At 72.6% G+C, this 23,703-nt stretch carries 25 protein-coding genes and 3 tRNA genes; 7 read left to right on the top strand and 21 right to left on the bottom strand.

Annotation, left to right across the window (positions count from 1 at the left end; translation table 11 throughout):
* Positions 1 to 4 precede the first annotated feature (4 nt).
* From S1361_RS23290 to S1361_RS23275, 4 genes are all read right to left on the bottom strand, one after another.
* Positions 5 to 457: a MaoC family dehydratase N-terminal domain-containing protein gene (locus S1361_RS23290; protein WP_208033738.1), complete on the bottom strand. Its 453-nt coding sequence runs from the start codon at positions 455 to 457 to the stop codon at positions 5 to 7.
* 159 nt (positions 458 to 616) lie between these two features.
* Entirely contained in the window at positions 617 to 781 is a 165-nt protein-coding gene (rpmG, locus tag S1361_RS23285; RefSeq protein ID WP_003948671.1) for a 50S ribosomal protein L33, read from the bottom strand.
* Between the two features lie 90 nt (positions 782 to 871).
* A tRNA-Met gene (locus tag S1361_RS23280) sits at positions 872 to 944 on the bottom strand.
* 46 nt (positions 945 to 990) lie between these two features.
* A tRNA-Thr gene (locus tag S1361_RS23275) sits at positions 991 to 1,063 on the bottom strand.
* 412 nt (positions 1,064 to 1,475) lie between these two features.
* Here S1361_RS23275 and S1361_RS23270 point away from each other — a divergent pair.
* Complete coding sequence (locus S1361_RS23270) at positions 1,476 to 2,735, top strand: amidohydrolase family protein (protein ID WP_208033737.1); 1,260 nt, start codon at positions 1,476 to 1,478, stop codon at positions 2,733 to 2,735.
* A 365-nt stretch (positions 2,736 to 3,100) separates the two neighbouring features.
* Positions 3,101 to 3,757, top strand: a complete 657-nt coding sequence (locus tag S1361_RS23265) for an SDR family oxidoreductase (RefSeq protein WP_208033736.1) — start codon at positions 3,101 to 3,103, stop codon at positions 3,755 to 3,757.
* A gap of 117 nt (positions 3,758 to 3,874) precedes the next feature.
* Here the strand turns inward: S1361_RS23265 and S1361_RS23260 are convergent, their stop codons facing one another.
* From S1361_RS23260 to S1361_RS23245, 4 genes are all read right to left on the bottom strand, one after another.
* Positions 3,875 to 4,087 (bottom strand): hypothetical protein, encoded by a 213-nt coding sequence (locus tag S1361_RS23260; RefSeq protein ID WP_208033735.1) that lies wholly within the window; start codon positions 4,085 to 4,087, stop codon positions 3,875 to 3,877.
* Between the two features lie 62 nt (positions 4,088 to 4,149).
* Complete coding sequence (locus S1361_RS23255; protein WP_208033734.1) at positions 4,150 to 4,374, bottom strand: hypothetical protein; 225 nt, start codon at positions 4,372 to 4,374, stop codon at positions 4,150 to 4,152.
* 44 nt (positions 4,375 to 4,418) lie between these two features.
* Complete coding sequence (locus S1361_RS23250; protein WP_208033733.1) at positions 4,419 to 4,772, bottom strand: DUF6233 domain-containing protein; 354 nt, start codon at positions 4,770 to 4,772, stop codon at positions 4,419 to 4,421.
* A gap of 692 nt (positions 4,773 to 5,464) precedes the next feature.
* Positions 5,465 to 5,546, bottom strand: a tRNA-Tyr gene (locus tag S1361_RS23245).
* 226 nt (positions 5,547 to 5,772) lie between these two features.
* On the opposite strand from S1361_RS23245, the gene S1361_RS23240 reads away from it, so the two are divergent.
* Positions 5,773 to 6,261 (top strand): YajQ family cyclic di-GMP-binding protein, encoded by a 489-nt coding sequence (locus S1361_RS23240; RefSeq protein WP_208033732.1) that lies wholly within the window; start codon positions 5,773 to 5,775, stop codon positions 6,259 to 6,261.
* An 87-nt stretch (positions 6,262 to 6,348) separates the two neighbouring features.
* On the opposite strand, the gene S1361_RS23235 is transcribed toward S1361_RS23240, so the two are convergent.
* Complete coding sequence (locus S1361_RS23235) at positions 6,349 to 6,615, bottom strand: GlsB/YeaQ/YmgE family stress response membrane protein (RefSeq protein WP_208033731.1); 267 nt, start codon at positions 6,613 to 6,615, stop codon at positions 6,349 to 6,351.
* Positions 6,616 to 6,769: 154 nt separating this feature from the next.
* Between S1361_RS23235 and S1361_RS23230 the strand changes: the two genes are divergently transcribed.
* Positions 6,770 to 8,023 (top strand): APC family permease, encoded by a 1,254-nt coding sequence (locus S1361_RS23230; RefSeq protein WP_208033730.1) that lies wholly within the window; start codon positions 6,770 to 6,772, stop codon positions 8,021 to 8,023.
* A gap of 150 nt (positions 8,024 to 8,173) precedes the next feature.
* Here S1361_RS23230 and S1361_RS23225 read toward each other — a convergent pair whose 3' ends face one another.
* The 12 genes from S1361_RS23225 to S1361_RS23170 all read right to left on the bottom strand — a co-directional run bounded on the left by S1361_RS23225 (position 8,174) and on the right by S1361_RS23170 (position 19,711).
* Complete coding sequence (locus tag S1361_RS23225) at positions 8,174 to 8,566, bottom strand: YccF domain-containing protein (protein WP_208033729.1); 393 nt, start codon at positions 8,564 to 8,566, stop codon at positions 8,174 to 8,176.
* Positions 8,563 to 9,423, bottom strand: a complete 861-nt coding sequence (htpX, locus tag S1361_RS23220) for a zinc metalloprotease HtpX (protein ID WP_208033728.1) — start codon at positions 9,421 to 9,423, stop codon at positions 8,563 to 8,565. The genes S1361_RS23225 and htpX overlap by 4 nt, the downstream gene beginning before the upstream one ends.
* 189 nt (positions 9,424 to 9,612) lie before the next feature.
* Positions 9,613 to 11,130: an NADH-quinone oxidoreductase subunit N gene (locus tag S1361_RS23215; RefSeq protein WP_208033727.1), complete on the bottom strand. Its 1,518-nt coding sequence runs from the start codon at positions 11,128 to 11,130 to the stop codon at positions 9,613 to 9,615.
* Positions 11,127 to 12,701 (bottom strand): NADH-quinone oxidoreductase subunit M, encoded by a 1,575-nt coding sequence (locus S1361_RS23210; protein ID WP_208033726.1) that lies wholly within the window; start codon positions 12,699 to 12,701, stop codon positions 11,127 to 11,129. Before S1361_RS23210 ends, S1361_RS23215 begins: the two co-directional genes overlap by 4 nt.
* A 6-nt stretch (positions 12,702 to 12,707) precedes the next feature.
* Positions 12,708 to 14,702 (bottom strand): NADH-quinone oxidoreductase subunit 5 family protein, encoded by a 1,995-nt coding sequence (locus tag S1361_RS23205; protein ID WP_208033725.1) that lies wholly within the window; start codon positions 14,700 to 14,702, stop codon positions 12,708 to 12,710.
* Positions 14,699 to 15,073 (bottom strand): NADH-quinone oxidoreductase subunit NuoK, encoded by a 375-nt coding sequence (gene nuoK, locus S1361_RS23200; protein ID WP_208033724.1) that lies wholly within the window; start codon positions 15,071 to 15,073, stop codon positions 14,699 to 14,701. Before nuoK ends, S1361_RS23205 begins: the two co-directional genes overlap by 4 nt.
* Positions 15,073 to 15,675: an NADH-quinone oxidoreductase subunit J family protein gene (locus S1361_RS23195; RefSeq protein WP_208033723.1), complete on the bottom strand. Its 603-nt coding sequence runs from the start codon at positions 15,673 to 15,675 to the stop codon at positions 15,073 to 15,075. The genes nuoK and S1361_RS23195 overlap by 1 nt, the downstream gene beginning before the upstream one ends.
* A complete protein-coding gene (locus S1361_RS23190; RefSeq protein WP_208033722.1) occupies positions 15,672 to 16,256 on the bottom strand; it encodes a NuoI/complex I 23 kDa subunit family protein in 585 nt (194 codons plus the stop codon). The genes S1361_RS23195 and S1361_RS23190 overlap by 4 nt, the downstream gene beginning before the upstream one ends.
* Before the next feature lie 2 nt (positions 16,257 to 16,258).
* Positions 16,259 to 17,227, bottom strand: a complete 969-nt coding sequence (locus S1361_RS23185; RefSeq protein WP_208033721.1) for a complex I subunit 1/NuoH family protein — start codon at positions 17,225 to 17,227, stop codon at positions 16,259 to 16,261.
* Positions 17,224 to 18,681: an NADH-quinone oxidoreductase subunit C gene (locus S1361_RS23180; RefSeq protein WP_208033720.1), complete on the bottom strand. Its 1,458-nt coding sequence runs from the start codon at positions 18,679 to 18,681 to the stop codon at positions 17,224 to 17,226. The genes S1361_RS23185 and S1361_RS23180 overlap by 4 nt, the downstream gene beginning before the upstream one ends.
* Positions 18,678 to 19,301, bottom strand: a complete 624-nt coding sequence (locus tag S1361_RS23175) for an NADH-quinone oxidoreductase subunit B (protein ID WP_208033719.1) — start codon at positions 19,299 to 19,301, stop codon at positions 18,678 to 18,680. The genes S1361_RS23180 and S1361_RS23175 overlap by 4 nt, the downstream gene beginning before the upstream one ends.
* Positions 19,292 to 19,711 carry an NADH-quinone oxidoreductase subunit A gene (locus S1361_RS23170; protein ID WP_208033718.1) on the bottom strand — a complete coding sequence of 140 codons (420 nt, stop codon included), beginning with the start codon at positions 19,709 to 19,711 and terminating at the stop codon, positions 19,292 to 19,294. The genes S1361_RS23175 and S1361_RS23170 overlap by 10 nt, the downstream gene beginning before the upstream one ends.
* 230 nt (positions 19,712 to 19,941) lie before the next feature.
* Here S1361_RS23170 and S1361_RS23165 point away from each other — a divergent pair, with 230 nt between their 5' ends.
* The 3 genes from S1361_RS23165 (at position 19,942) to S1361_RS23155 (ending at position 23,460) form a co-directional block, all read left to right on the top strand.
* Complete coding sequence (locus tag S1361_RS23165) at positions 19,942 to 21,150, top strand: sensor histidine kinase (protein ID WP_208033717.1); 1,209 nt, start codon at positions 19,942 to 19,944, stop codon at positions 21,148 to 21,150.
* Between the two features lie 178 nt (positions 21,151 to 21,328).
* Positions 21,329 to 22,654 carry a sensor histidine kinase gene (locus S1361_RS23160; protein ID WP_208033716.1) on the top strand — a complete coding sequence of 442 codons (1,326 nt, stop codon included), beginning with the start codon at positions 21,329 to 21,331 and terminating at the stop codon, positions 22,652 to 22,654.
* 134 nt (positions 22,655 to 22,788) lie between these two features.
* Entirely contained in the window at positions 22,789 to 23,460 is a 672-nt protein-coding gene (locus tag S1361_RS23155; RefSeq protein ID WP_208033715.1) for a response regulator transcription factor, read from the top strand.
* Positions 23,461 to 23,703 lie beyond the last annotated feature (243 nt).

Here is a 23,703-nt window from a genome sequence, read left to right as displayed (position 1 = left end):
GTCCTCACGCCTCCTCGGCCGCACGGGCCACGAGCTTGGTCCAGGCGGTCACGACGTGCTCGCCGGCCTCGTCGTGCACCTCACCGCGGATGTCCAGGATGTCGTTGCCCGCGAGGGACTTGATCCCCTCGATCGTGGAGGTGACCGTGAGCCGGTCGCCGGCGCGGACCGGGCGGGTGTAGGCGAACTTCTGGTCACCGTGCACCACGCGGCTGTAGTCCAGCCCGAGCTGCGGGTCCTGGACGACCTGTCCGGCGGCCCGGAAGGTGATGGAGAACACGAAGGTCGGCGGGGCGATCACGTCGGGGTGACCGAACGCCTTGGCGGCCTCGGGATCCGTGTACGCCGGGTTGGTCTCGCCCACCGCCTCGGCGAACTCCCGGATCTTCTCCCGGCCCACCTCATAGGGCGCGGTGGGCGGGTAGGTCCGTCCCACGAAGGACTGGTCGAGCGCCATGGCCCGGCACCTCCTGATCTCTGCTGTGATGGCCCCAAATTAGCGGGAAACCAGTCATGGAATGCGCACGGGGGCGGTGGGGCCCCGTGGGTGCCGGGCAGCGGAAAACGCCGTGAGGCCGCCCCCTCGGAAGGGGACGGCCTCACGGACGAGCCTGTTTTATCGCGTCTCGCGGTGCGCGGTGTGCGCGTTGCAACGCGGGCAGTGCTTCTTCATCTCAAGACGGTCCGGGTTGTTACGCCGGTTCTTCTTGGTGATGTAGTTCCGCTCCTTGCACTCCACGCAGGCCAGCGTGATCTTCGGGCGGACGTCGGTGGCAGCCACGTGAGTGCTCCTAAGACGAACAGGTGGACTAATTCAACGCAAGAAAGAGTAGCCGATCGAAGGACCGACCCCGCAATCGGCTACTGTCAGTAGCGGTGACCGGACTTGAACCGGTGACACAGCGATTATGAGCCGCTTGCTCTACCGACTGAGCTACACCGCTTTGATGAGATCAGCTCCCGCCTCGCGGCGGGAACCTCTCACACCAGAGCCCCAAAACGGAATCGAACCGTTGACCTTCTCCTTACCATGGAGACGCTCTGCCGACTGAGCTATTGGGGCGAGCGATGAAGACATTACACGGTCTGCCGCCGTTCACCCAAATCCGTATCCCGCCGCCCGCCGCACCCCTCGTCGCAGGCCTCCCGGCGGTCCCGCGAGCCCCCGGCGCGGCCCGTCGCCGGCGACTGCACGCGCGCGTACGCGTGCGCGCCGACGGCACAGAGCGCCACGCGCGCGGGAGACCTGCCGTGTCCCTGCGACCGGAGCCGGCCGGGGCTGTCCGTCCCGTCACGCGCGCGGGCGACCTGCGTACGCCTGGGGCGGACCACGCCGGTACGACTATTGCGCTCCTGCGCGCCGCGCGCGGGTCGCCGCCCTAGGCTCGACTCACTCTGCGTGATCATGGGCCGGTCACGGCCCCGGACCCCTCACGCCGATCCGCCCGAGCCCCCGGCCCCCATCCTGGAGCGCGATGCCCGACAGCCAGTCGCCCCCGCCGTCGAACTCGCCGTGGTCCTCGGGATCGTCCGACCCGGCCGCCACCCTGCTCTGCGGAGCGCGGCTCACCGACGGCCGGACCGTGGACGTACGGCTGGGCGGAGGGCGCATCGAGGCGGTCGGCACCACCGGCAGCCTCGCCCCGGGGCCGGCCCGGACGGGCGTCACGCGCGTGGACCTGAGCGGCTACCTGCTGCTGCCGGCCCCGGCCGAACCGCACGCCCACGGCGACACCGCCCTGTCCGCGGAACGCCCCGGCCCGGCTTCGTACGCACCCGAGGACGTCCAGCGCCGGGCCACGGAGGCGGCCCTGCTGCAGCTCGGCCACGGGACGACGGCGCTCCGCACGCACGTGCGCGTGGGGGATGTCCAAGGACTCGGCGCGCTGGGCGCGGTGCTCCAGGCGCGGCGGTCGCTGCGGGGGCTGGCGGAGCTGACGACGGTGGCGATGCCCCGGCTGCTGACCGGGGCGGCCGGCGCCGACGGGCTGGTGATGCTGCGGGACGCGGTGAAGATGGGCGCCTCCGTGGTGGGCGGCTGCCCCGACCTGGATCCTGACCCCACCGGCTACGTGGAGGCGGTCCTGGAGGTGGCCTCCGAACACGGCTGCCCGGTGGACCTGCACACGGACGCCGCCGACCCGGCCCGGCTGTCCCGGCTCGCGGCCATGGCGGGGGGCCTGCGCCCCGGTGTGACGATCGGACCGTGCGCCGGTCTCGCGCGCCTGCCCGCCGAGGTCGCCGCCCGTGCCGCCGACCAGCTCGCGGCGGCCGGCGTGACGGTCGTGTGCCTGCCCCAGGGCGGCTGTGGCGGCGCCGAGCGGCGGGGCACGGCCCCGGTACGGCTGCTGCGCGCGGCCGGGGTGCGGGTGGCGGCCGGCAGCGGCGCCCTGCGCGACGTCTCGAACCCCGTGGGCCGCGGTGACCCCCTGGAGGCCGCATACCTCCTCGCCTCCGCCCACGGCCTGCGCCCGGAGGACGCCTACGACACCGTGAGCGCCTCGGCGCGCGCGGTGCTGGGCTTCCCGGAGGTCCGCGTGGAGGCGGGCTTCCCGGCCGAGTTGCTGGCCGTACGCGGCGACCATCTGGCCGGCGCGCTCTCCCTGGCCTACAGCCGGATCGTGGTGCACCGGGGGCGGGTGGTGGCCCGTACGAGCGCGGTACGCGAGTACTGCAACTCGGCGGCGGCCGCGGAGCTCGGGTTGCCGCGGCAGGGGCGGGGGGAGCTGTCGTGAGCGTGGAACTGGGCGTGGGAGGACCTGTGGGGTGGTGCGGTCCGGGGTGCGCGGGGCCTGCCGGCGTCCTTGTGGGGCGCGGGCGCTGAGAGTCTTGGCTGGGCGCGGGCGCGTGAAGCGGGGTGGGTGGGGCCGGTGGGGTCGGTGGGGTGGCCGGCACTCGTGAGGTCCGGTCGGCAGTCGTGAGGTCTCTTGCGTACGCCGGCGCCTGCTGCCGCGCACGCGCCGGGCGCGTGAAGCGGGGTGCGCGCCGGGTTCGTAACCGGGAGGCGCGTCGGCGCAGGTGCGCGCCCGGCAGGCCCGGCCCCACCTGCGCCGGTTAACTCGTGCGGCGGATGCGCCCCTTCGGGCGTACGGTCGGAATCATGCGCATTGTCATCGCTGGTGGTCATGGTCAGATCGCGCTGCGGCTGGAGCGTCTGCTCTCCGCGCGCGGGGACGAGGTGGCGGGCATCATCCGCAGCCTCGAACAGGGCGACGATCTTCGGGCGGCGGGTGCCGAACCGGTCCTGCTCGACCTGGAATCCGCCTCGGTGGAAGAGGTCGCGGCGCATCTGCAGGGCGCGGACGCGGCGGTCTTCGCGGCCGGCGCGGGCCCGGGCAGCGGCGCGGCCCGCAAGGACACGGTGGACCGGGGCGCGGCGGTGCTGTTCGCGGACGCCGCCGTACGCGCGCGCGTACGCCGTTTCCTGGTGGTGTCCTCGATGGGCGCGGATCCAACGCACCAGGGGGACGACGTGTTCGACGTGTACCAGCGTGCCAAGGGCGAGGCCGACGCGTACGTCACCCGGCAGGAGGCCCTGGACTGGACGATCCTGCGCCCGGGCATGCTGACGAACGACGCGGGCACCGGTCTGGTCCGGCTGGAGGCGCACACCGGGCGCGGCGCGATCCCGCGGGACGACGTGGCGGCCGTCCTCGCGGAGCTGGTGGACACACCGGCGACGGCCGGTCTCACGCTGGAGCTGATCAGTGGTTCGACGCCGGTGTCGGTCGCGGTGAAGTCGGTGGCCGGGAACTGAGGCCGGCCGCCGGTCGTTGACCTGTCGAACCGGCCGCACGCCCGCTCCGTCCGTCCGCTGACGAGCCGTCGGACGGGTCCGCAGCGACCGCCCGCCGCGCTGTCGGCCCGTCACGAGTCAGAAGAGCGGCAGCTGCCCGGGAAAGTCCGGCACGGCGTAGCCGTCCAATGAGGGCTGCGCCGCCCCGAGTTGTGCCGGCTGCCGTGACCCGGCGCAGGAGACGAGTTCGCCGGTCTCCCGCGCGCCGGGCGGGTCGTGCCGTGCGAAGCGGCCCGCGACGACGGCGATCTCGCGGCGGCACACGGGACAGGTTCTGCGTCGGGAGGACATGCCGCCAGTGTGCCCGCGGCGGACCGTGGGTGCGCCTGTGCCCGGGTGGAACCGGTGGCGTGTCAGGTCCGGGTCTCCGCCTCCCACCGCTCGGGGCCCACTCCGCGCCAGTCGATCAGCGGCGAGTCGGCGACGTCCTCGGGTTCGATCTCCAGCCCGGCCCGGCGGAGGAACTCCACCAGGTCCCGCACGTTGTGCGCGAGGCCGAGGATCTCGCCGTCCACCCGCACCCGGCGACCGCCGGTCGGGGACGGCAGCTGCACGACGATGGGACGTTTCCCGGCCATGGCTCCAGCATCATCCGGACCGGCCGGGCCCGCACCCGGGCCGGTCATTCGAGAATCCCCAGCGCGGTGTCCGGCCGGCACAGCGGGCACGCGGGGACACCTCCGTCGGTGAGGGCCCGTACCGCCTGCTCCCGGCCGACGCCCTTCGCCCGCCCGCCGGCGCCCGTACAGCCGCCCACGTGGACGTAGACCGCGCTCCGGCCGTTCAGACCACGCTCGATCGCCCATTCCGGAGCAGCCTGCCGGGCGGCGAGACGGCGCTGCCGCTCGGCCTCCCGGCGCTCCTCGTCGGCGATCCACCGGTCCATCAACGCAAGCTGCCGGGCAGCCTGGTGTTCGACGACGCGGCGGGCGAACCGCAGCATGTCGAGACGCGTCAGCGGACGGTCATCGTTCACACGTTCGATTCTAGTGTCCTCGCGGAGAAGCGCGAGCACCCGCACCCGGCTACAACGACGAAGACCCCGTGCGGCGGCGCGTCGTCAGGGGCTGCCGCCGGCTCATCGGCTGCCCAGGTCTTCCTCGGACGGCCGGCAGACGGCTCCCGGGAGGCCTGGACGCGCGCGGGTCAGTAGTCGGTGAGATCCACGATCACATCGCAGTGCGGATCGCCGGAAGGCTGGTGCTGATGCTCGTTCACCAGGACCGCCGGGGAGATGGACGAGAGCGCCGAGCAGGCCGGGCCCGGTGTTGCTGATCAGCACGTCCACGCCGTATGTGCGGTGGCCGTCTGCTCGCGTCCCTTACGCGTGCCCCTCGGCCCACACCGAGACGCGGTTCGCTGATCTCCGGCCTCGGCACGCCCGTCTCGAACTCGACGCCGTCGTACTCCCGGTGGCCGTGGTGGTCTGACGCCAACCCAGCTTCGAGTCGATCAGATCATCGGGCCAGGAAGACCCGACAGGCACTTATCGGACTTCCGGCCGCGTACACCGGCCAGACCGTCCCTGTCGACTCCTCACGGCCACGCGCATCCCAGGACGGGGCGTTCGACGCGAGACGGAGTGAGACGGTCGACTGACGACCAAGGTGCATGACGAAGGGCCCGTGACCTGTTGTTGCAACAGGTCACGGGCCCTTCGTTCCCGTGTGGCGGCGCCAGGATTCGAACCTGGGAAGGCTGAGCCGGCAGATTTACAGTCTGCTCCCTTTGGCCGCTCGGGCACACCGCCGGGTAGTGCTGCCGTTCCGAACCCGCCATCGGCGGTGTTCCCCGGCAACGACGTAAACAATACCCGATCGACAGGGGTGCTTCGCCACCCCATTGATCTCCACCCGCGAGGCCCGGGGTGGCTAGGCTGGTGCGGATGCGGCCCGGTGCTCCACCGGGCCCGGCGGTCGCCGCCGCGCACGCCGGCACGCACCCGATTCGCACCCCGATACAAGGAGCCACAGGACATGGCCGACTCCAGTTTCGACATCGTCTCGAAGGTCGAGCGGCAGGAGGTCGACAACGCCCTCAACCAGGCCGCCAAGGAGATCTCGCAGCGCTACGACTTCAAGGGCGTGGGGGCCTCGATCTCGTGGTCCGGTGAAAAGATCCTCATGGAGGCGAACTCCGAGGACCGGGTGAAGGCCATCCTCGACGTCTTCCAGTCGAAGCTCATCAAGCGCGGCATCTCGCTGAAGGCGCTGGAGGCGGGCGAGCCGCAGCTCTCCGGCAAGGAGTACAAGATCTTCGCGTCGATCCAGGAGGGCATCTCCCAGGAGAACGCCAAGAAGGTGGCGAAGATCATTCGCGACGAGGGCCCCAAGGGCGTGAAGGCCCAGGTCCAGGGTGACGAGCTGCGCGTCAGCTCCAAGAGCCGCGACGACCTCCAGACCGTCATCGCCCTCCTCAAGGGCAAGGACTTCGACTTCGCGCTGCAGTTCGTGAACTACCGGTAGGACCGGGCGAGCCGAACAGAGAACAAGGGTGGGCACCCGGCGGTGCCCACCCTTTCCGTGCTCCCGCGCTCCGCGCCGCCGCGCCGCTCAGTCGCGCGAGTTGCCGAACAGGATCCGGTAGACGATCAGCAGCACCAGGGAGCCGCCGACGGCCGCGGCCCAGGTGGCGCCGTCGTAGAAGTGCTTGCTGACCGGGTGGTCCAGCCAGCGGGCCGAGATCCAGCCCCCGATGAACGCGCCCGCGATGCCGATGAGGGTCGTACCGATGAAGCCGCCCGGGTCACGTCCCGGCAGCAGGACCTTGGCGATGGCTCCGGCCAGCAGTCCCAGAATGATCCAACCGATGATGCTCATGCCGTGAACCTGCCCTTCCGCGCTGTGTCCGCACTGACGGGTCACTGGGATTCCGGTGGGAGCCGCCGTCCGTCGCGCGCGTGTTCGTGCCGTGTCGATGAAGAGGACGTCACGGGTCCGTCCGCCGGTTGCCGCCCTCACTAGGGTGCTGCACATGACACGTACCGATCCCGGTCTGCGCCGCACCCTCGGCGTGCGGGACGCCGTGGTCGTCGGCCTGGGCTCGATGGTCGGCGCCGGCGTCTTCTCCGCTCCGGGCCCGGCCGCGCGCGCGGCGGGGTCCGGGCTGCTGCCCGGGCTCGCCGTCGCCGCCCTGGTGGCCTACTGCAACGCCACGTCCTCGGCCCGGCTCGCCGCCCGCTACCCGGCCTCCGGCGGGACGTACGTGTACGGCAGAGAGCGGCTCGGCGCCTTCTGGGGTTATCTCGCCGGCTGGGCCTTCGTGGTCGGCAAGACGGCTTCCTGCGCGGCCATGGCGCTCACCGTGGGCGCCTACGTGTGGCCGGGACAGGCGCACGCCGTGGCGGTCGCGGCCGTGGTGGCCCTGACCGCCGTGAACTACGGCGGGATCCACAAGTCGGCCTGGCTGACGCGGGCGGTCGTGGCCGTCGTCCTGGCCGTTCTCGCGGCCGTGGTCGTGGTGTGCCTGACCTCCGGAGGAGCCGACGCCGGGCGGCTGGACGTCGGCCTGTCGTCGGGGGCCGCAGGAGTGTTGCAGGCGGCCGGCCTGCTGTTCTTCGCCTTCGCCGGGTACGCGCGGATCGCCACCCTCGGCGAGGAGGTGCGCGATCCCGCGCGGACGATCCCGCGGGCCATCCCGCTGGCTCTGGGCATCGCTCTGGTGGTGTACGCGTGCGTGGCCGTCGCGGTGCTCGCGGTCCTCGGCCCGGACCGGCTCGGGAACGCGGCGGCGCCGCTGGCCGACGCCGTGCGGGCGGCCGGGGCGCCGGGGCTCGTGCCCGTGGTGCGGGCCGGGGCGGCGGTGGCCGCGCTGGGCTCGCTGCTCGCGCTGATCCTCGGGGTGTCCCGGACGACGCTCGCCATGGCCCGGGACGGGCATCTGCCGGGCGCGCTGGCGGCCGTGCACCCGCGGTTCCGGGTGCCGCACCGGGCGGAGCTCGCCGTGGGCGCGATGGTCGCGGTGCTGGCCGCCACGGTCGACGTGCGCGGGGCGATCGGCTTCTCGTCGTTCGGTGTGCTCGCCTACTACGCCGTCGCCAACGCCTCCGCCTGGACGCTCAGCCCGGCCCGACGCTCCCGCGTGGTGCCCGCGGTGGGGCTGCTGGGCTGCGCCACGCTGGCGTTCGCGCTGCCCGCGACAGCGGTGGCCGTCGGTGCGGGCGTGCTCGCGGCGGGCGGGTCGGCCTACGGCGTACGGCGGTGGTGGGCCGGCCGGCGTGGGGCGTGACGCGCTCGGGGCGCCCGTCGGCACCGCCGTCGGAGGCGGCACGCGTACGTGCGCGTACGTGCACGTACGCGCGTGCGTGCGTGCGACGGTTCGGCTACGGCGGCTCGGCGATGGCCACTCGGCAATGGCGGCTCGGCGACGGCGACTCGGTCAGCGGCTCGCGAACGGCTGGTCGGTGCGGACGATCTCGCGGCCGAGCGGCAGCAGGGAGACCGGGATCAGCTTGAAGTTGGCCACGCCGAACGGGATGCCGATGACCGTGATGCACAAGGCGATGCCGGTGGCGATGTGGGCGAGCGCCAGCCACCAGCCGGCCAGGAGCAGCCACAGGACGTTGCCCACGCAGGACGGCGCGCCCGCGTCGCGCCGCTCGACCGTCGTGTACCCGAACGGCCAGAGGGCGTAGATGCCGATGCGGAAGGCGGCGAGGCCGAAGGGGATGCCGATGACCGTGATGCACAGCAGGACGCCGGCGGCCAGGTACCCCAGGAACAGCCAGAAGCCGCTCAGGACGAGCCAGATGACGTTCAGGATGGTCTTCACGGGCGTCCTGCCATCTTCTCCAGGCGGGCGATGCGCTCCGCCATCGGCGGGTGGGTGGAGAACATCTTGGACAGCCCCTGCCCCGGGCGGAAGGGGTTGGCGATCATCATGTGGCTTGCCGTCTCGAGCCGGGGCTCGGGCGGCAGCGGAAGCTGCTGGGTGCCCGTCTCCAGCTTACGCAGCGCACTGGCCAGGGCGAGCGGGTCGCCCGTGAGCTGGGCGCCGGAGGCGTCCGCCTCGTACTCCCGGGAACGGCTGATGGCCAGCTGGATCAGGCTGGCGGCGAGCGGGCCGAGGATCATGATCAGCAGCATGCCGAACAGGCCGGGGCCGTCGTCGTCGTCCGAGCGGCCGATCGGGATGAGCCAGGCGAAGTTCACCAGGAACATGATCACCGAGGCGAGTGCGCCGGCGACGGAGGAGATGAGGATGTCCCGGTTGTAGACGTGGCTCAGTTCGTGGCCGATGACGCCCCGCAGTTCGCGCTCGTCCAGCAGGCGCAGGATGCCCTCGGTGCAGCACACCGCCGCGTTGCGCGGGTTGCGGCCGGTGGCGAAGGCGTTGGGGGCCTCCGTCGGTGAGATGTACAGCCGGGGCATGGGCTGGCGGGCCTGCGTGGACAGCTCCCGCACCATCCGGTACAGCGCCGGGGCCTCGAACTCGCTGACCGGGCGGGCGCGCATCGCGCGCAGCGCCAGTTTGTCGCTGTTCCAGTACGCGTACGCGTTCGTCCCCAGGGCGACCAGGACCGCGACGATCAGTCCCGTCCGGCCGAAGAAGCTGCCGATGACGATGATGAGTGCGGACAGTCCCCCGAGGAGTACGGCGGTCCTGAGCCCGTTGTGCCGGCGGTGCACGGTGCGCCCTCCAAATCGTGCAGCTGGGGAACACTCTGATCCAGTGGACCCTCCCGCTGTTGACAACGCCAGGCGGCTGCCACGAGTTCCCCGACGGGTACGGCGGCGCGCGTGGGCTGCCCGGGTGACGTGCGGGTTCGGCCACGCGCGCGTGGTGGCACGGGTGCCCCACGCGCGCCTGACGACTCCTCAGAACAGTCCGGTGGCCGCGAAGCGGAGGACCAGCTGGGGTGCCCCGGACAGGGCGACGCCGAGGACGCCGGTCAGGGCGAGCGCGGCCGTGAGGGGGGCCGGAACGCGGTGCCGGGCGGGCTCGCCCTCGGGGGCGCGGAACAGCAGGGCCGTCCACTGCAGGTAGTAGAAGAGGGCGATCACGACGTTGACGGCCATGACGACGGCGAGCCAGCCGAGACCGGCGTCGACGGCCGCCGAGAACACGGTGACCTTGGCGAACAGGCCGATGACACCCGGCGGCAGCCCGGCCAGGCACAGCAGGAAGAAGGCCAGCAGGAGCGCGCTGAGCGGGTTGGTGGCGTACAGGCCCCGGTAGTCGCTGATCCGGTTCAGGATGCGGCCACGGCCCACCAGGGCGGCCACGGCGAAGGCGCCGAGGTTCACGGCGGCGTACATCAGGGCGTACGCGACCGTGGAACCGATCGCCTTCTGGGCGTCCTCGGTGTATCCGGCGGCGGCGATCGGCACCAGCAGGTAGCCGGCCTGACCGACGGAGGACCAGGCGAGCAGCCGTACGGCGCTGTACGCGCGCGTGGCCTGCTGGCGCAGGGCGGCGACATTGCCGACGGTCATGGTCAGGGCGGCCAGGGCGGCGAGCGCGGGGCCCCACACGTCGGCGTACGAGGGGAACGCGACGACGGTGACGAGGATCAGGCCCGAGAAGCCGACCGCCTTGCCGACGACGGACAGGTAGGCGGCGACGGGCAGGGGCGCGCCCACGTAGGTGTCGGGCACCCAGAAGTGGAAGGGCACGGCGGCCGTCTTGAAGGCGAAGCCGACGAGGGTGAGGACGACGCCGGTCTGGGCGAGGGTGTGCAGCTGCCCGTCGACGTGCGGCAGGCGCTGGGCGACCTGGGTGAGATAGAGGGTGCCGGTGGAGGCGTAGACGAAGCTGATGCCCATCAGGCTGACCGCGGTGGCGGTGACCGAGGACAGGAAGAACTTCAGGGCGGCCTCGGAGGACCGCTTGTCGCCGTGCCGGATGCCGACGAGGGCGAAGGCGGGCAGGGAGGCGACCTCCAGCGCGACGATCAGGGTGGCGAGGTCCCGGGACGCGGGCAGCAGGGCGGCTCCGGCCGCCGAGGACAGCAGCAGGAACCAGAACTCCCCGGCCGGGACGCGGCGCCGCTCGTCGTCCAGGTGGGTGACGGAGAGCAGGGCCGCGAGCAGGGCGCCGCCGAGCACCAGGAACTGGATGACGAGGGTGAAGTGGTCGGCGGTGTAGCTGCACGCGCGCGCGTGGCCGCCGGTGCAGAAGGTGCTGCGGTCGCCGTCCAGGAGGGGCATCAGCAGCGCGGTCGCCGCGGCGAGCCCGGCCACCGAGACCCAGCCGAGCACGGCCTTGCGGGACTCCGGCACGAACAGGTCGGCGACGAGGACGGCTAGCGCCACGACGGCCGCGAGGGTGGGCGGGGCGATCGCGAGCCAGTCGACGGACTGGACCAGCGACTCGGCAAGCGGCTGGGCGCTCATCGGGTGCCTCCTGCGAGGAGCTGCTGCACGGCCGGGTCGGTCAGGCCGAGCAGGGCCCTCGGCCACAGTCCGGCGAGGACGGTGAGGGTGACGAGCGGAGTCCAGGCGGCGAACTCGTACCCGTGCACGTCGGCGAGTTTCGGTACCTCCCGCTCCGCGCCGCCCATGCAGACGCGGCGGACCACGATCAGCATGTACGCGGCGGTCAGCAGGGTGCCGAACGCGCCGATCGCCATGAAGGTGAGGAAGGCGGGCCGGCTGAGGTCGGCGCCGGGCCGGAACGCGCCGAAGAGCGCGAGCATCTCGCCCCAGAACCCGGCGAGCCCGGGCAGGCCGAGGGAGGCGACGGCGCCGAAGGCGAGCAGGCCGCCGAGGCGCGGGGCCCTGCCGTACAGCGCGGCCCCGGTCTTCTCGGCGAGCGTGTCGAGGTCGGTGCTGCCGGTGCGGTCCTTCAGCGCGCCGACCAGGAAGAAGAGCAGGCCGGTGATGAGGCCGTGGGCGATGTTGGCGAACAGGGCGCCGTTGACGCCGGTCGGGGTCATGGTGGCGATGCCGAGCAGGACGAAGCCCATGTGGCCGACGGAGGAGTAGGCGATCAGGCGCTTGAGGTCGCCCTTCGCACCCTGCTTGGCGAGGGCCAGGCAGGCCAGGGATCCGTAGATGATCCCGACGACGGCGAGCGCGGCGAGGTACGGCGCGAAGGTGTGGAAGCCGTGCGGCGCGATCGGCAGCAGGATCCGGACGAACCCGTACGTACCCATCTTCAGCAGGACGCCGGCCAGCAGGACCGAGCCGACGGTCGGGGCGGCGGTGTGGGCGTCGGGCAGCCAGCTGTGCAGCGGCCACATCGGCGTCTTCACCGCCAGCCCGATCCCGATCGCCAGAACCGCGATGACCTGCACGGATGTGGTCAGCGACCGGCCGTTGTCAGTGGCGAGTGCCACCATGTCGAACGTGCCCGCCTTGATTCCGATCAGGAGCAGGCCGAGCAGCATGACCACGGAACCGAGCAGCGTGAACAGGATGAACTTCCACGCGGCCCGGGTCCGGCCCTCGCCGCCCCAGCGGGCGATGAGGAAGTACATCGGGATGAGCACCATCTCGAACGCGAGGAAGAACAGCAGCAGGTCGAGGACGGCGAAGGTCGCGAGGGTGCCGGACTCGAGCAGGAGCAGCAGGGCGACGAACGCCTTCGGGGCCGGGCCCGAAGGCGCCTTGAAGTACGAGTAGAGCGCGCAGAGGAAGGTCAGCAGCGCGGTCAGGACCAGAAGGGGGAGGGAGATGCCGTCGATGCCGAGGTGGATCCGCACGTCGAGCGCGGGGATCCAGCTGATGTCGGTCGTGGCCTGCATCTTCGACGGATGGTCGTGGTCGAAGCCGAGCGCGAGGACGATCGCGGCGACGAGGACCACGCCGGTGACGGTCACGCCGTGCCGGAGGACGGCCAGCTCGGGTGACTTCCCCTTCAGTCCGGGCGGGGCGGGCAGGAGAGCGGCGGCGGCGCCGAGGAGCGGGCCGACGACGACGAACGCCAGAAGGAACTGCATCACGGACTCGTTGATATCGATCACGCCTGCTCACGCTCCCGTGGCGACGAGGAGGACGGCGACCGCCAGGACGACGGTGCCGGCGAGCAGCGCGCTCACATAGGTCTGGACATTGCCGGTCTGGGCGCGCCGTACGGCGGCCCCGAGCAGCCGGGGCAGGGCGGCGGCACCGTGGACGTAGGTGTCGACGACCTCGCGGTCGAGGAACCGGACGAGACTCGCTCCGGCCTGGACCGGGCGGACGAACAGCGCCGAGTACACGGCGTCCAGGTGGAAGCCGGCGGCCGCGTGCCGGTGCAGCGGGCCGAGCAGCAGCCGTCCGGGGTCGGCCGGGTCGGGGGCGTAGGCGATGTCGCCGTAGGCCGGCTCGTGGGTGGCGATGGCCTCGGCCTCGACCAGGCCGGCGTCCCCCTCGGGGTGGGCGGCGACCGCACCGAGCGGGACCCGGGCGGCGAGCGCGGCGGTGCGCTGCCAGGCGCCGTAGGTGAGCAGTCCGCCGACCAGGGCGAGGCCCGTGCCGAGGATCGAGGTGAGCAGGGTCGGGGTCAGGTCGCGGCCGTCGAACCAGCCGGGCAGCGAGCGGTAGGCGAGCCCGCCGAAGGCGAGGGAGGGGACGGCCAGGACCCAGAGCACCACCGTCATGGTCAGCGGCTGGCGGCCGTGGTCGGGGGCCTCGGCGCCCCGGCCGCGGAAGGCCAGCAGCCACAGCCGGGCGGCGTACGCGGCGGTGAGCAGGGCGGTGACCAGGCCGGCGACGAGGACGATCCAGCCGGCCGCGCCGGGGGCGTGCTCGGTGTGGCCGGAGGTCACGTGCTCGGCGGCGCCGAGGACGGACTCCTTGGAGAAGAAGCCGCTGAAGGGCGGGATCGCGGCGAGCGCAAGCAGCGCCACGGTCATCGTCCAGTACGCGTCCGGGACCCGGTCGCGCAGGCCGTGCATGCGGGACATGGCGGCCAGCGAGTTGGTGCCGGCGGCGTGGATGACCGCGCCGGCCGCGAGGAACAGCAGCGCCTTGAAGGCGCCGTGGGACAGGAGGTGGAAGACGGCGGCACCGCGGTCGCCGACGGCGAGGGCGCCGGTCATGTAACCGAGCTGGCCGATCGTCGAGTAGGCGAGGACGCGCTTGATGTCGTCCTGGGCGAGCGCGGCCAGACCCGAGCCGGTCATGGTCACGGCGGCCATGACGGCGAGGACCACCATCGCGGCCTGGGAGGCCTCGAAGAGCGGGAGGAGACGGGCGATGAAGTAGACACCGGCGGCGACCATCGTCGCGGCGTGGATCAGCGCCGAGACGGGTGTCGGGCCCGCCATCGCGTCCGGGAGCCAGGTGTGCAGCGGGAACTGCGCCGACTTGCCCGCGACGCCCGCGAGCAGCAGCAGGGCGATCACGGTGGGGTGGGTGATGCCGCCGCTCGCGACGGTACCGAGGACGCGGGTGATGCGGAACGACCCGGCGTCGGCGGCCAGCGCGAACAGGCCGATGAGGAACGGCACGTCGCCGAGCTTGGTGACCAGGAAGGCCTTCAGGGAGGCGGCGCGGGCCTCGGGGGTCTCCCAGTAGTGGCCGACCAGGAAGTAGGAGCAGATGCCCATGACTTCCCAGCCGACCAGCAGCACGATCAGGTCGCCGGAGTAGACGACCAGGAGCATCGCGGAGGTGAACAGGGAGACGAGAGCGGCGTACGACGGGTAGCGGGGGTCGTCCCGCAGGTAGCCGGTGGAGTAGATCTGCACGCAGGTCGCGACGAAGGCGACCAGGACGGCGACGAGCGCGGCGAAGCCGTCGATGTGCAGGGCCAGCTCGATCGGCACCGAGCCGGTGGGCGTCAGCTCGGTGTGGGCGTCGACGGCCGTGCCGCCGCCCTGCCGTACGGCGACCAGCGCGGCCAGCACCAGCGAGGCCAGCGGCGGCAGCACGGCGAGCGGTCGGACGAACCCGGGCGCGGTGCGGCCGAGGAGCAGCCCGGCCGCGGCGCCGAGGAACGGCAGGAGGGGGACGAGGACGGCGAGGGTGGTCGTGGTCACGCGGTGGCCTCAGCCTTCTCGGCCGCGGGGGTGTCGGGGCCCTCGGTCTCGGGGCCCTCGGCGGTGTCGCGGAGCTTGTCGATGTCGGAGGTGCCGCGGTTGCGGTAGACGGCGAGCACGATCGCCAGGCCGATGCCGATCTCGGCGGCGGCGATGGCGATGGTGAACAGGGTCAGCGCCTGGCCGGAGTGCAGGGTCTCCTTGGCGGTCCGGCTGAGCCAGACGTCGAAGGCGACCAGGTTGAGGTTGACGGCGTTGAGCATCAGCTCGACCGACATCAGGACCAGGATGGCGTTGCGGCGGGCGAGGACGCCGTACAGGCCGGTGCAGAACAGGAGGGCGGAGAGTACGGCGGGGTAGGCGAGGTGCATCAGCGGGCGCCTTCCTTCCCGGGAACCGCGCCGGCGGCGTCGGCCTTGGCCTTGCGGGACAGGACGATCGCGCCGACCAGGGCGGCGAGGAGCAGCACGGACAGCGCCTCGAAGGGCAGTACCCAGTGCCGGAACAGGCTGGCACCGGTGACCTCGGTGGTGCCGGCGGCCGGGCCGTCCAGGTCGATCCAGGTGGTCCGGAAGGCGTCGACGACCACCCACACCAGGGCGACCGCGGCGGCGACGGCGACGGCCAGGGCGGCCCAGCGGTTGCCGGAGTCGGCGTCCGGGGAGCGGCCGATGGGGGCCCTGGTGAGCATGAGGCCGAACAGGAGGAGGACGACGACGGAACCGACGTAGATAAGGACCTGCACCCAGGCGATGAACTCGGCCGTGAGCAGCAGGTACTCCACGGCGAGACCGCCGAGCGCGACCACCAGCCACAGGGCGGCGTGCACCAGCTGCCGGGTGGTGACGGTGACGAGCGCAGCGCCGAGGGTGACCAGGCCGACCAGCAGGAACGCGATCTCGACGCCGGTCGGTGAGAGGAAGCCGTGCGGGTCGGCGGCGCCCACGGTGGCCGTTGCTGCGGCGAGCGTCACGACGCACCCTCCTGCGGATCGGCCGGCTCGGCCTGGGCCGCGGCCAGCTTCTCGGCGGTCTTGCGGGCGGCGGCGATCTCCTTGGGCTCCTCCGCGCCGGGGTCCAGGGCGGGCGGGGCCGGGACGGTCCACATCCACTCGCGGAGCTTGTCCCGCTCGTGGGTGAGGTCGCGGATGTCGGTCTCGGCGTACTCGAACTCCGGGGACCAGAACAGGGCGTCGAAAGGACAGACCTCGATGCAGATACCGCAGTACATGCACAGCGAGAAGTCGATCGCGAACCGGTCGAGCACGTTGCGGCTGCGCTCGCGGCCGCCGGGGGTGGCGGGCGGGACCGTCTCCTTGTGGGAGTCGATGTAGATGCACCAGTCGGGGCACTCGCGGGCGCACAGCATGCAGACCGTGCAGTTCTCCTCGAACAGGCCGATCACGCCACGGGTGCGGGGCGGCAGTTCGGGCAGGGCGTCGGGGTACTGCTCGGTGACGTGCTTCCGCGTCATCGTGCGCAGGGTGACGGCCAGCCCCTTGGCGAGGCCACTGCCAGGAATGCGGGGACGGGAGGGTGGGGACGGCACAGCCATGGTTAGCTGATCACCACCTTGACGATGCCGGTGAGGGCGATCTGGGCGAGGGACAGGGGGACGAGGAGCGTCCAGGAGAGCTTCTGGAGCTGGTCCTCACGCAGCCGCGGGTAGGTCACGCGGAGCCAGATGACCAGGAACGCGAGGATCGCGGTCTTCAGCAGGGTCCACACCCAGCCGAGGCCGTCGGCGCCCCACGGACCGTGCCAGCCGCCCAGGAAGAGGACGGTGGTCAGGCCGCACAGGACGACGATGCCGGCGTACTCGGCGAGCAGGAACAGGGCGAAGCGCAGGCCGGTGTACTCGGTGTACGCGCCGAAGATGATCTCCGAGTCGGCGACCGGCATGTCGAACGGCGGGCGTTGCAGCTCGGCGAGTCCGGCGACGAAGAAGACGACCGCGCCGACGATCTGCCACGGCACCCACCACCAGTGGAAGGCGTGCAGGATGCCGGGCAAGGAGACCGTGCCGGCCGCCATCGCGACCGAGGCCGCCGCCAGCAGCATCGGCAGTTCGTAGGCGAGCAGCTGGGCGGCCGTGCGCAGGCCGCCGAGCAGGGAGAACTTGTTGGCGCTGGCCCAGCCGGCCATCAGCGAGCCGAGCACGCCCACGCCCATCACCGCGAGTACGAAGAACACGCCGGCGTCGAGCACCTGGCCGACGGCGCCCTCGCTCGGGCCGATGGGGATGGCCAGGAGGACGAGGAGGTACGGCAGCAGGGCCACGGCGGGGGCGAGCTGGAAGACGCGGCGGTCGGCGCCCGCCGGAACCACGTCCTCCTTCTGCGCGAACTTGACGCCGTCCGCGATCAGCTGGGCCCAGCCGTGGAAGCCGCCGGCGTACATCGGGCCGAGGCGGCCCTGCATGTGGGCCATCACCTTGTGCTCGGTCTGGCCCACGATCAGGGGGAAGGTGAGGAAGACGACGAACACGACCAGGAGTCGCAGGGCGACGTCCAGCGCGCCGTTCACTGCGGGCCTCCTGAGGGGTCGTCGGGGGGTTCGGGACTGTTGCGGGTGTCGGGACTCTTGGGCGTTTCCGGGGCTTGCGACGCCTCGGAGCCTGAGGGTTCCTCGGGGGCGCCGGGGCGCGACTCGGAGGCGGGTGCTTGTTCCGGCTCGGGCACCTGCTCCTGGTCCGGCTGCGGTTCCGGCTGCTGCTTCGGTTGCGGCTCCGGCTCGGGCTCGGGCTCCGGCTCGGTGAACGCCGGGCGGGCGTGGTGCCACGGGGCGTCGGAGCTGCGCGGGGCGGTGCTCCGCCGGGCAGGCCGGGTGGCGCCGGCCGTTCCCGTCGGCTCCGTCGGCTCCACCCGCTTTGCCGGTCCTGCCGGTTGGGCGGATTCCGTCGGCTCCGCAGGCTCCGTCGGTTCCACGGTTCCCGCAGGCTCCGTCGGCTCCGGCGAGGTCGGCCCCGGCGTCGCCTGCGTCCGCTGGGTGGCCGAGCCCTCCGAGGCGCTGCGTGCGCGGCGCGGCCGGGCGGGTGCGGGCGCCGGGGCGGGCTCGTGCGCCACCGAGGCCTCGGCGGACGGCCCTTCCGTCGGACCCTCCGCTGCCGCACGGGTGGCGTCCCCCTCCGTCGCGGCCTGCTTGCGGGTCGCCGCGTCCTCCCGCGCCGCCGCCTGGCTCACCGAGCCCTCGCTCGCGCTCCGCGCCCGACGGAGGCGGCCGGGAACACCGGCACCGGCACCAGCAGCCGCGCCGGCACCGGCATCAGTACCGGCACCGGCACCGGCCTTCGCCGCCTGCTGAGCCGCCTGGCCGGCCGAGCCCTCCGAGGCCGTGCGGGTGCGCCGTACCGGGCGGTCCCCCGCCGGGCGGGCCGCCGCCCTGGCCGGGCGGGCCGGGGCAGGCGGGAGCTGGCCCTTGAGGGGGCCCCACTCGTTGGGGTCCGGTACGCCCGGCGGCAGCATCTGGCGGCGCTTGGGGCCGCCGTGCTCGGACTCGCCGGGTTCCTTGGCGCCCGGCCAGGCCTTGGCGACGCGGGCGGCGAGGACGAAGTCCTTGCGGAGCGGGTGGCCCTCGAAGTTCTCGGGGAGGAGGAGGTGCTCCAGGCCCGGGTGGCCCTCGAAGACGACGCCGAACATCTCGTGGGTCTCGCGCTCGTGCCAGGCGGCGCCCGCGTAGACGCCGACGGCGGACGGCAGGGCGGGGGCGTCGTGCGGGACCGTCGTACGGACGAGGAGGCGGCGGACCGGGTTCAGGGCGACGACGTGCGCGGCGACCCGGAAGCCGGTGCCCGGTTCGTCGACCGCGCTCAGCCAGTCGAAGTAGGTGCAGGACAGGGTCGTTCGGGCCGTCTCCAGGGCGGTGAGCCAGGCGGACGGCGGTACGTCCACGGTCAGCACCTCGTACGACTCCTCGGCCACCGCCTGCGGGCCGAAGAGGTCCTCCGCGGGGGCGGGCAGCCAGCCGGCGGGCGTGCTCATCGCGTGCCTCCCTCACCGGCCGGGGCCGGCGGCTGCACCAGTCCGCTCTGCAGCGCGGCGGCGGACGGCCGGGCGGCCTCGTTGCCGTACCGCTCCCCCAGCGACTCGCGGGCGATCTTCTCCTGGAGCTTGAGGATGCCCTGGAGCAGCGCCTCGGGGCGGGGCGGGCAGCCGGGGACGTAGACGTCCACCGGGATGATCTGGTCGACGCCCTTGGTGACGGAGTAGGAGTCCCAGTAGGGGCCGCCGCAGTTGGAGCAGGCGCCGAAGGAGATGACGTACTTCGGCTCTGGCATCTGCTCGTACAGGCGCTTGACGGCCGGGGCCATCTTGTCCGTGACCGTGCCCGACACCACCATCAGGTCGGCCTGGCGGGGGCCCGGTGCGAACGGGATCACGCCGAGCCGGATGAAGTCGTGGCGGGCCATCGACGCGGCGATGAACTCGATCGCGCAGCACGCGAGGCCGAAGTTGAACACCCAGAGCGAGTAGCGGCGGCCCCAGTTCAGGACCACCTTCATCGGCTCGGGCGCCAGCCGGGCGAGGGCGCCCAGCCGCTTCGGCTCCGGCAGGAGGACGGGCTCGGGCACCGACTCGGGCACTGAGGGGTTCACGTCCATGCCAGGACGCCCTTCTTGTATGCGTACAGCAGGCCTACGGCGAGGAAGCCGAGGAAGATGAACATCTCCACGAGGGTCGTCGCGCCGTAGCCGGGGGCGGCGAAGACCGTCGCCCAGGGGAACAGGAAGATCGAGTCGACCGCGAAGATCACGTACAGGAAGGCGTAGACGTAGTAGCGGACCTGGGTGTGCGCCCAGCCCTCGCCGACGGGGTCCACACCGCACTCGTAGGTCAGCAGTTTCTCGGGGGTCGGCACGACCGGGCGCAGCAGGCGGCCCGCGCCGAAGGCGACCGCGACGAACAGCACGCCGATGAGGGCGAGCAGCCCGACCACCGAGTAGGACCGGAAATATCCGGCCGCGACGACGCTCGCCGCGGCGAACGACGGGTCCCCCAACGTCTCCCGCACGGTCCGTTCCTCGCTCCCTGACCTCGTGACCTCAGTGAATAAGTGAACTCTGTGTCGCTACGCGATTCGAGGATCTGTACGCACGGGAGTCTAGGCCCTGATAAAGAACGGGTAAGCAGCCCGTCGGGCAGTGAGACGGCCGGGCCCGGTCGGGGTGGGGTTTTCCCCCGGCACCGGAGGCAGGCGTACCGCATGGCGTGAGGGGTGTCCCGCACGGCACGCTGATCAGCATGACCGCTCCCCGCCCCGCCGCCGGCCCGTCCGACGGCACCGACGAACACGACGGATCCGACGACCTGCACCGGCTGCCCCCGCCCCGGCCCGCCTACGACGCGCACACCTGGAAGGAGATCGCGTACCTCCTGCTGAACCTGCCGGTGGCGGTGTTCGGGTTCACGTACGCGCTGACCGTGGTGGTGACCGGCGGCGCCCTCACCTTCACCGTGATCGGTCTCCCGCTGCTCGCACTCGGCCTGCTGGGCGCCCGGCAGCTGGGCAAGCTGGAGCGGGCCCGGGCCCGGAAGCTGCTCGGGGTGCGGGTGGCGGAGCCGTCGCCGCTGCCGATCGCCAAGGGCGGCGGGGCGGTGCAGCGGCTGTGGATGGCGCTGAAGGACCCGGTGGGCTGGCGGACCCTGCTGTACGACGCGATCCGGCTGCCCTGGGGCATCCTCACCTTCTGCACCGTGCTGACCTCGCTGTTCGTGCTGTGGCCGGTGCTGCCGTACCTCGCGCGGGTCATGGCGAACCTGGACCGGGCGATGGTGCGGGGGCTGCTGTCGCCCTCGGACGAGCTGGAGCGCCGTATCGCCGAACTGGAGTCCGACCGCGGGATCGTGGTCGACACCGCGGCCGCCGACCTGCGCCGCATCGAACGGGACCTGCACGACGGCGCCCAGGCACGGCTGGTCAACCTGGCCATGGGGCTCGGCCTGGCCAAGGAGAAGCTGCTGGAGGACCCGGACACGGCCGCGGCGATGGTCGAGGAGGCCCACGGCGAGGTGAAGCTGGCCCTCCAGGAGCTGCGCGACCTCGCCCGCGGCATCCACCCGGCCGTGCTCACCGACCGCGGCCTGGACGCGGCCCTGTCGGCCGTCGCCTCCCGCTGCACGGTGCCGGTGAAGGTGACCGTGGACCTGCCGGCCCGGCCCGCGGAGGCCATCGAGGGCATCGCCTACTTCACCGTCTCCGAACTGCTCCAGAACATCAGCAAGCACAGCGGGGCCCGGACGGCCGCCGTCGACGTGTGGCGGACCGCGGACCGGCTGATCCTCCAGGTCCGTGACGACGGGCGGGGCGGCGCCCGGCTGGACGGGGGCAGCGGGATGCGGGGCCTGGCGGACCGGCTGGGCGCGGTGGACGGCCTGTTCGTGGTCGACTCCCCGGCCGGCGGCCCGACGGTGGTCACGGCGGAACTGCCGTGGCGGGACCGTACGGCCTGAACCGCTCCAGGACGCCCGGGGGACCGTACGACCCGCACCCCTCACCTCCCGAACGCCCGGGGTGGGGAAAACCCCCCGCTCAAGACGCCGACGGACTCCATGTCGCGCGGACGCGGGGCGGACGACCCTGGACGCACGGCTGAACCGCCGCCAGGACGACGAGAACGGGACGACAGCGATGGCCACGGAGTACGGACAGGGGTACGCCCACCGCAGTGAGCCGCACCACCGGCTGCCCGCCGCGTTGCGGGCCCCCGTCGAGGGGCGCAGCCTGCGCGAGTTCGGGTACGTGCTGCTGGGCCTGCCGATCGCGACCGTGCTGTTCTCGTGGACGGTGACGATGCTCGCGCTCGGTGCGGGCCTGCTGGTGACCTTCCTCGGCATCCCGGTGCTGGCGGCGGCGCTGGCCGGCTGCCGGGGCTTCGGCGTGCTGGAGCGGGCGCGGGCGCGCCGGCTGCTCGGCCTGGAGGTGGCCGACCCGGAGCCGCTGCGGCCGCGCAGGCCGGGCGTGGCGGCGTGGACGGTCGCGCTGCTCAAGAGCGGCGCCTCCTGGCGGCACGCGCTGTACGCGCTGGTGCTGTTCCCGTGGGCGGTGTTCGCCTTCTCGGTCGCGCTGACCTTCTGGACCTGCGGCTGGGCGCTGCTGACCTATCCGCTGTGGTTCTGGGTGTTCCCGGCGTACGCCGGCGAGGGCGGTCTGCAGCTGTACGGCGACGCCCACCACAGCGTCTACCTCGACAACCCGTTCGAGATCAGCGTGACCGCGCTGGTCGGGCTGGTGTTCACGCTGGTCACGCCCTGGCTCGTCCGGGCCCTGACCACCGTGGACGGGCTGCTGGTGCGCGGGCTGCTCGGGCGGTCGCCGCTGTCGGCGCGGGTGGAGGAGCTGGAGTCGGACCGCGGGACCGTGGTCGACACGGCCGCCGCCGACCTGCGGCGCATCGAGCGGGACCTGCACGACGGGGCGCAGGCCCGGCTGGTCGGCCTGGCGATGGACCTGGGGCTGGCCAAGGAGAAGCTGCGGGAGGACCCGGACACGGCCGCGGCGATGGTCGAGGAGGCCCACGGCGAGGTGAAGCTGGCCCTCCAGGAGCTGCGCGACCTCGCCCGCGGCATCCACCCGGCCGTACTGACCGACCGCGGCCTGGACGCGGCCCTGTCGGCCGTCGCCTCCCGCTGCACGGTGCCGGTGAAGGTGACCGTGGACCTGCCGGCCCGGCCCGCGGAGGCCATCGAGGGCATCGCCTACTTCACCGTCTCCGAACTGCTCCAGAACATCAGCAAGCACAGCGGGGCCCGGACGGCCGCCGTCGACGTGTGGCGGACCGCGGACCGGCTGATGCTCCAGGTGACCGACGACGGCGTGGGCGGCGCCGACGCCTCCCGGGGCTCCGGGCTGGCCGGGCTCACCGCGCGCCTGGACGCGGTGGACGGCGTCCTGCTGGTGGACTCCCCGGCGGGCGGCCCCACCCGGGTGATCGCGGAACTGCCCTGGCGCGGCTGAGGACACCCGGCGCTCTGCCCCGGTACGGCGGCGGTCCGGCACGAATCCTGGAATGCTGGTCCTCCGCGCGACGGCACGGACGGATGCCGCCGCAGGGACACGGGGGGGGCGGGGCTGTGGGGGGCCAGGAGATCGTGGAGGACAGGGTGCGGGTGGTCATCGCCGAGGATTCGGTGCTGCTCAGGGAGGGCCTGACCCGGCTGCTGACCGACCGGGGGCACGAGGTCGTGGCTGGCGTCGGCGACGCGGACGCGCTGGTGAAGACCATCTCCGAGCTGGCCGATCAGGACGAGCTGCCCGACGTGGTGGTGGCGGACGTGCGGATGCCGCCGACGCACACCGACGAGGGGGTCCGGGCGGCCGTACTGCTGCGCCGGCTGCACCCGGGGCTCGGGGTGCTGGTGCTGTCGCAGTACGTGGAGGAGCGTTACGCCACCGAGCTGCTGGCCGGATCCAGCCGGGGCGTCGGCTATCTGCTCAAGGACCGGGTCGCGGACGTACGGGAGTTCGTGGACGCGGTGGTGCGGGTCGCCGAGGGCGGTACGGCGCTGGACCCGGAGGTGGTCGCGCAGTTGCTCGGCCGCAGCCGCAAGCAGGACGTGCTGACGGGGCTGACCCCCCGGGAGCGCGAGGTGCTCGGGCTGATGGCGGAGGGCCGGACCAACTCGGCGATCGCGCGGCAGCTGGTGGTCAGCGACGGTGCCGTGGAGAAGCACGTCAGCAACATCTTCCTGAAGCTCGGCCTGGCCCCGAGCGACGGTGACCACCGGCGGGTTCTGGCCGTCCTCACCTATCTGAACTCGTGAGGACCGGGATCGGTCCGGGAGAGCGGAGGGGGCCGCAGGGGGTGTCAGTGCCCGGATGGCGGCCGGAGGAGAGAACCTGCGAACGCGCGGGGAGCGCCTTGACCGGCGCCCCGGCGATGCGGGACATCATGTGAACGCAGCGCGACAGGCCGTCTCGAATTCGTCCAATCCACGGATGACCTCGGGAAGGCGACCCTAACCGACGTAGGGTTGATCCTGGGATGGTCCGTGGGACGACCAGGC

It is taken from the genome of Streptomyces cyanogenus (assembly GCF_017526105.1).
Lineage (GTDB): Bacteria > Actinomycetota > Actinomycetes > Streptomycetales > Streptomycetaceae > Streptomyces > Streptomyces cyanogenus.
Note: the sequence above shows the minus strand (reverse complement) of the source record. Positions and strands in the feature narration are given on the sequence as shown.

Excerpts from the sequence above, each read along its gene's own strand:
- S1361_RS23290 (WP_208033738.1), bottom strand. The coding sequence starts at position 457 with ATGGCGCTCGACCAGTCCTTCGTGGGACGGACCTACCCGCCCACCGCG.
- S1361_RS23270 (WP_208033737.1), top strand. The coding sequence starts at position 1,476 with ATGCCCGACAGCCAGTCGCCCCCGCCGTCGAACTCGCCGTGGTCCTCG.
- S1361_RS23265 (WP_208033736.1), top strand. The coding sequence starts at position 3,101 with ATGCGCATTGTCATCGCTGGTGGTCATGGTCAGATCGCGCTGCGGCTG.
- S1361_RS23260 (WP_208033735.1), bottom strand. The coding sequence starts at position 4,087 with ATGTCCTCCCGACGCAGAACCTGTCCCGTGTGCCGCCGCGAGATCGCC.
- S1361_RS23255 (WP_208033734.1), bottom strand. The coding sequence starts at position 4,374 with ATGGCCGGGAAACGTCCCATCGTCGTGCAGCTGCCGTCCCCGACCGGC.
- S1361_RS23240 (WP_208033732.1), top strand. The coding sequence starts at position 5,773 with ATGGCCGACTCCAGTTTCGACATCGTCTCGAAGGTCGAGCGGCAGGAG.
- S1361_RS23235 (WP_208033731.1), bottom strand. The coding sequence starts at position 6,615 with ATGAGCATCATCGGTTGGATCATTCTGGGACTGCTGGCCGGAGCCATC.
- S1361_RS23230 (WP_208033730.1), top strand. The coding sequence starts at position 6,770 with ATGACACGTACCGATCCCGGTCTGCGCCGCACCCTCGGCGTGCGGGAC.
- S1361_RS23215 (WP_208033727.1), bottom strand. The coding sequence starts at position 11,130 with ATGAGCGCCCAGCCGCTTGCCGAGTCGCTGGTCCAGTCCGTCGACTGG.
- nuoK (WP_208033724.1), bottom strand. The coding sequence starts at position 15,073 with ATGCACCTCGCCTACCCCGCCGTACTCTCCGCCCTCCTGTTCTGCACC.
- S1361_RS23190 (WP_208033722.1), bottom strand. The coding sequence starts at position 16,256 with ATGGCTGTGCCGTCCCCACCCTCCCGTCCCCGCATTCCTGGCAGTGGC.
- S1361_RS23180 (WP_208033720.1), bottom strand. The coding sequence starts at position 18,681 with ATGAGCACGCCCGCCGGCTGGCTGCCCGCCCCCGCGGAGGACCTCTTC.
- S1361_RS23175 (WP_208033719.1), bottom strand. The coding sequence starts at position 19,301 with ATGGACGTGAACCCCTCAGTGCCCGAGTCGGTGCCCGAGCCCGTCCTC.
- S1361_RS23165 (WP_208033717.1), top strand. The coding sequence starts at position 19,942 with ATGACCGCTCCCCGCCCCGCCGCCGGCCCGTCCGACGGCACCGACGAA.
- S1361_RS23160 (WP_208033716.1), top strand. The coding sequence starts at position 21,329 with ATGGCCACGGAGTACGGACAGGGGTACGCCCACCGCAGTGAGCCGCAC.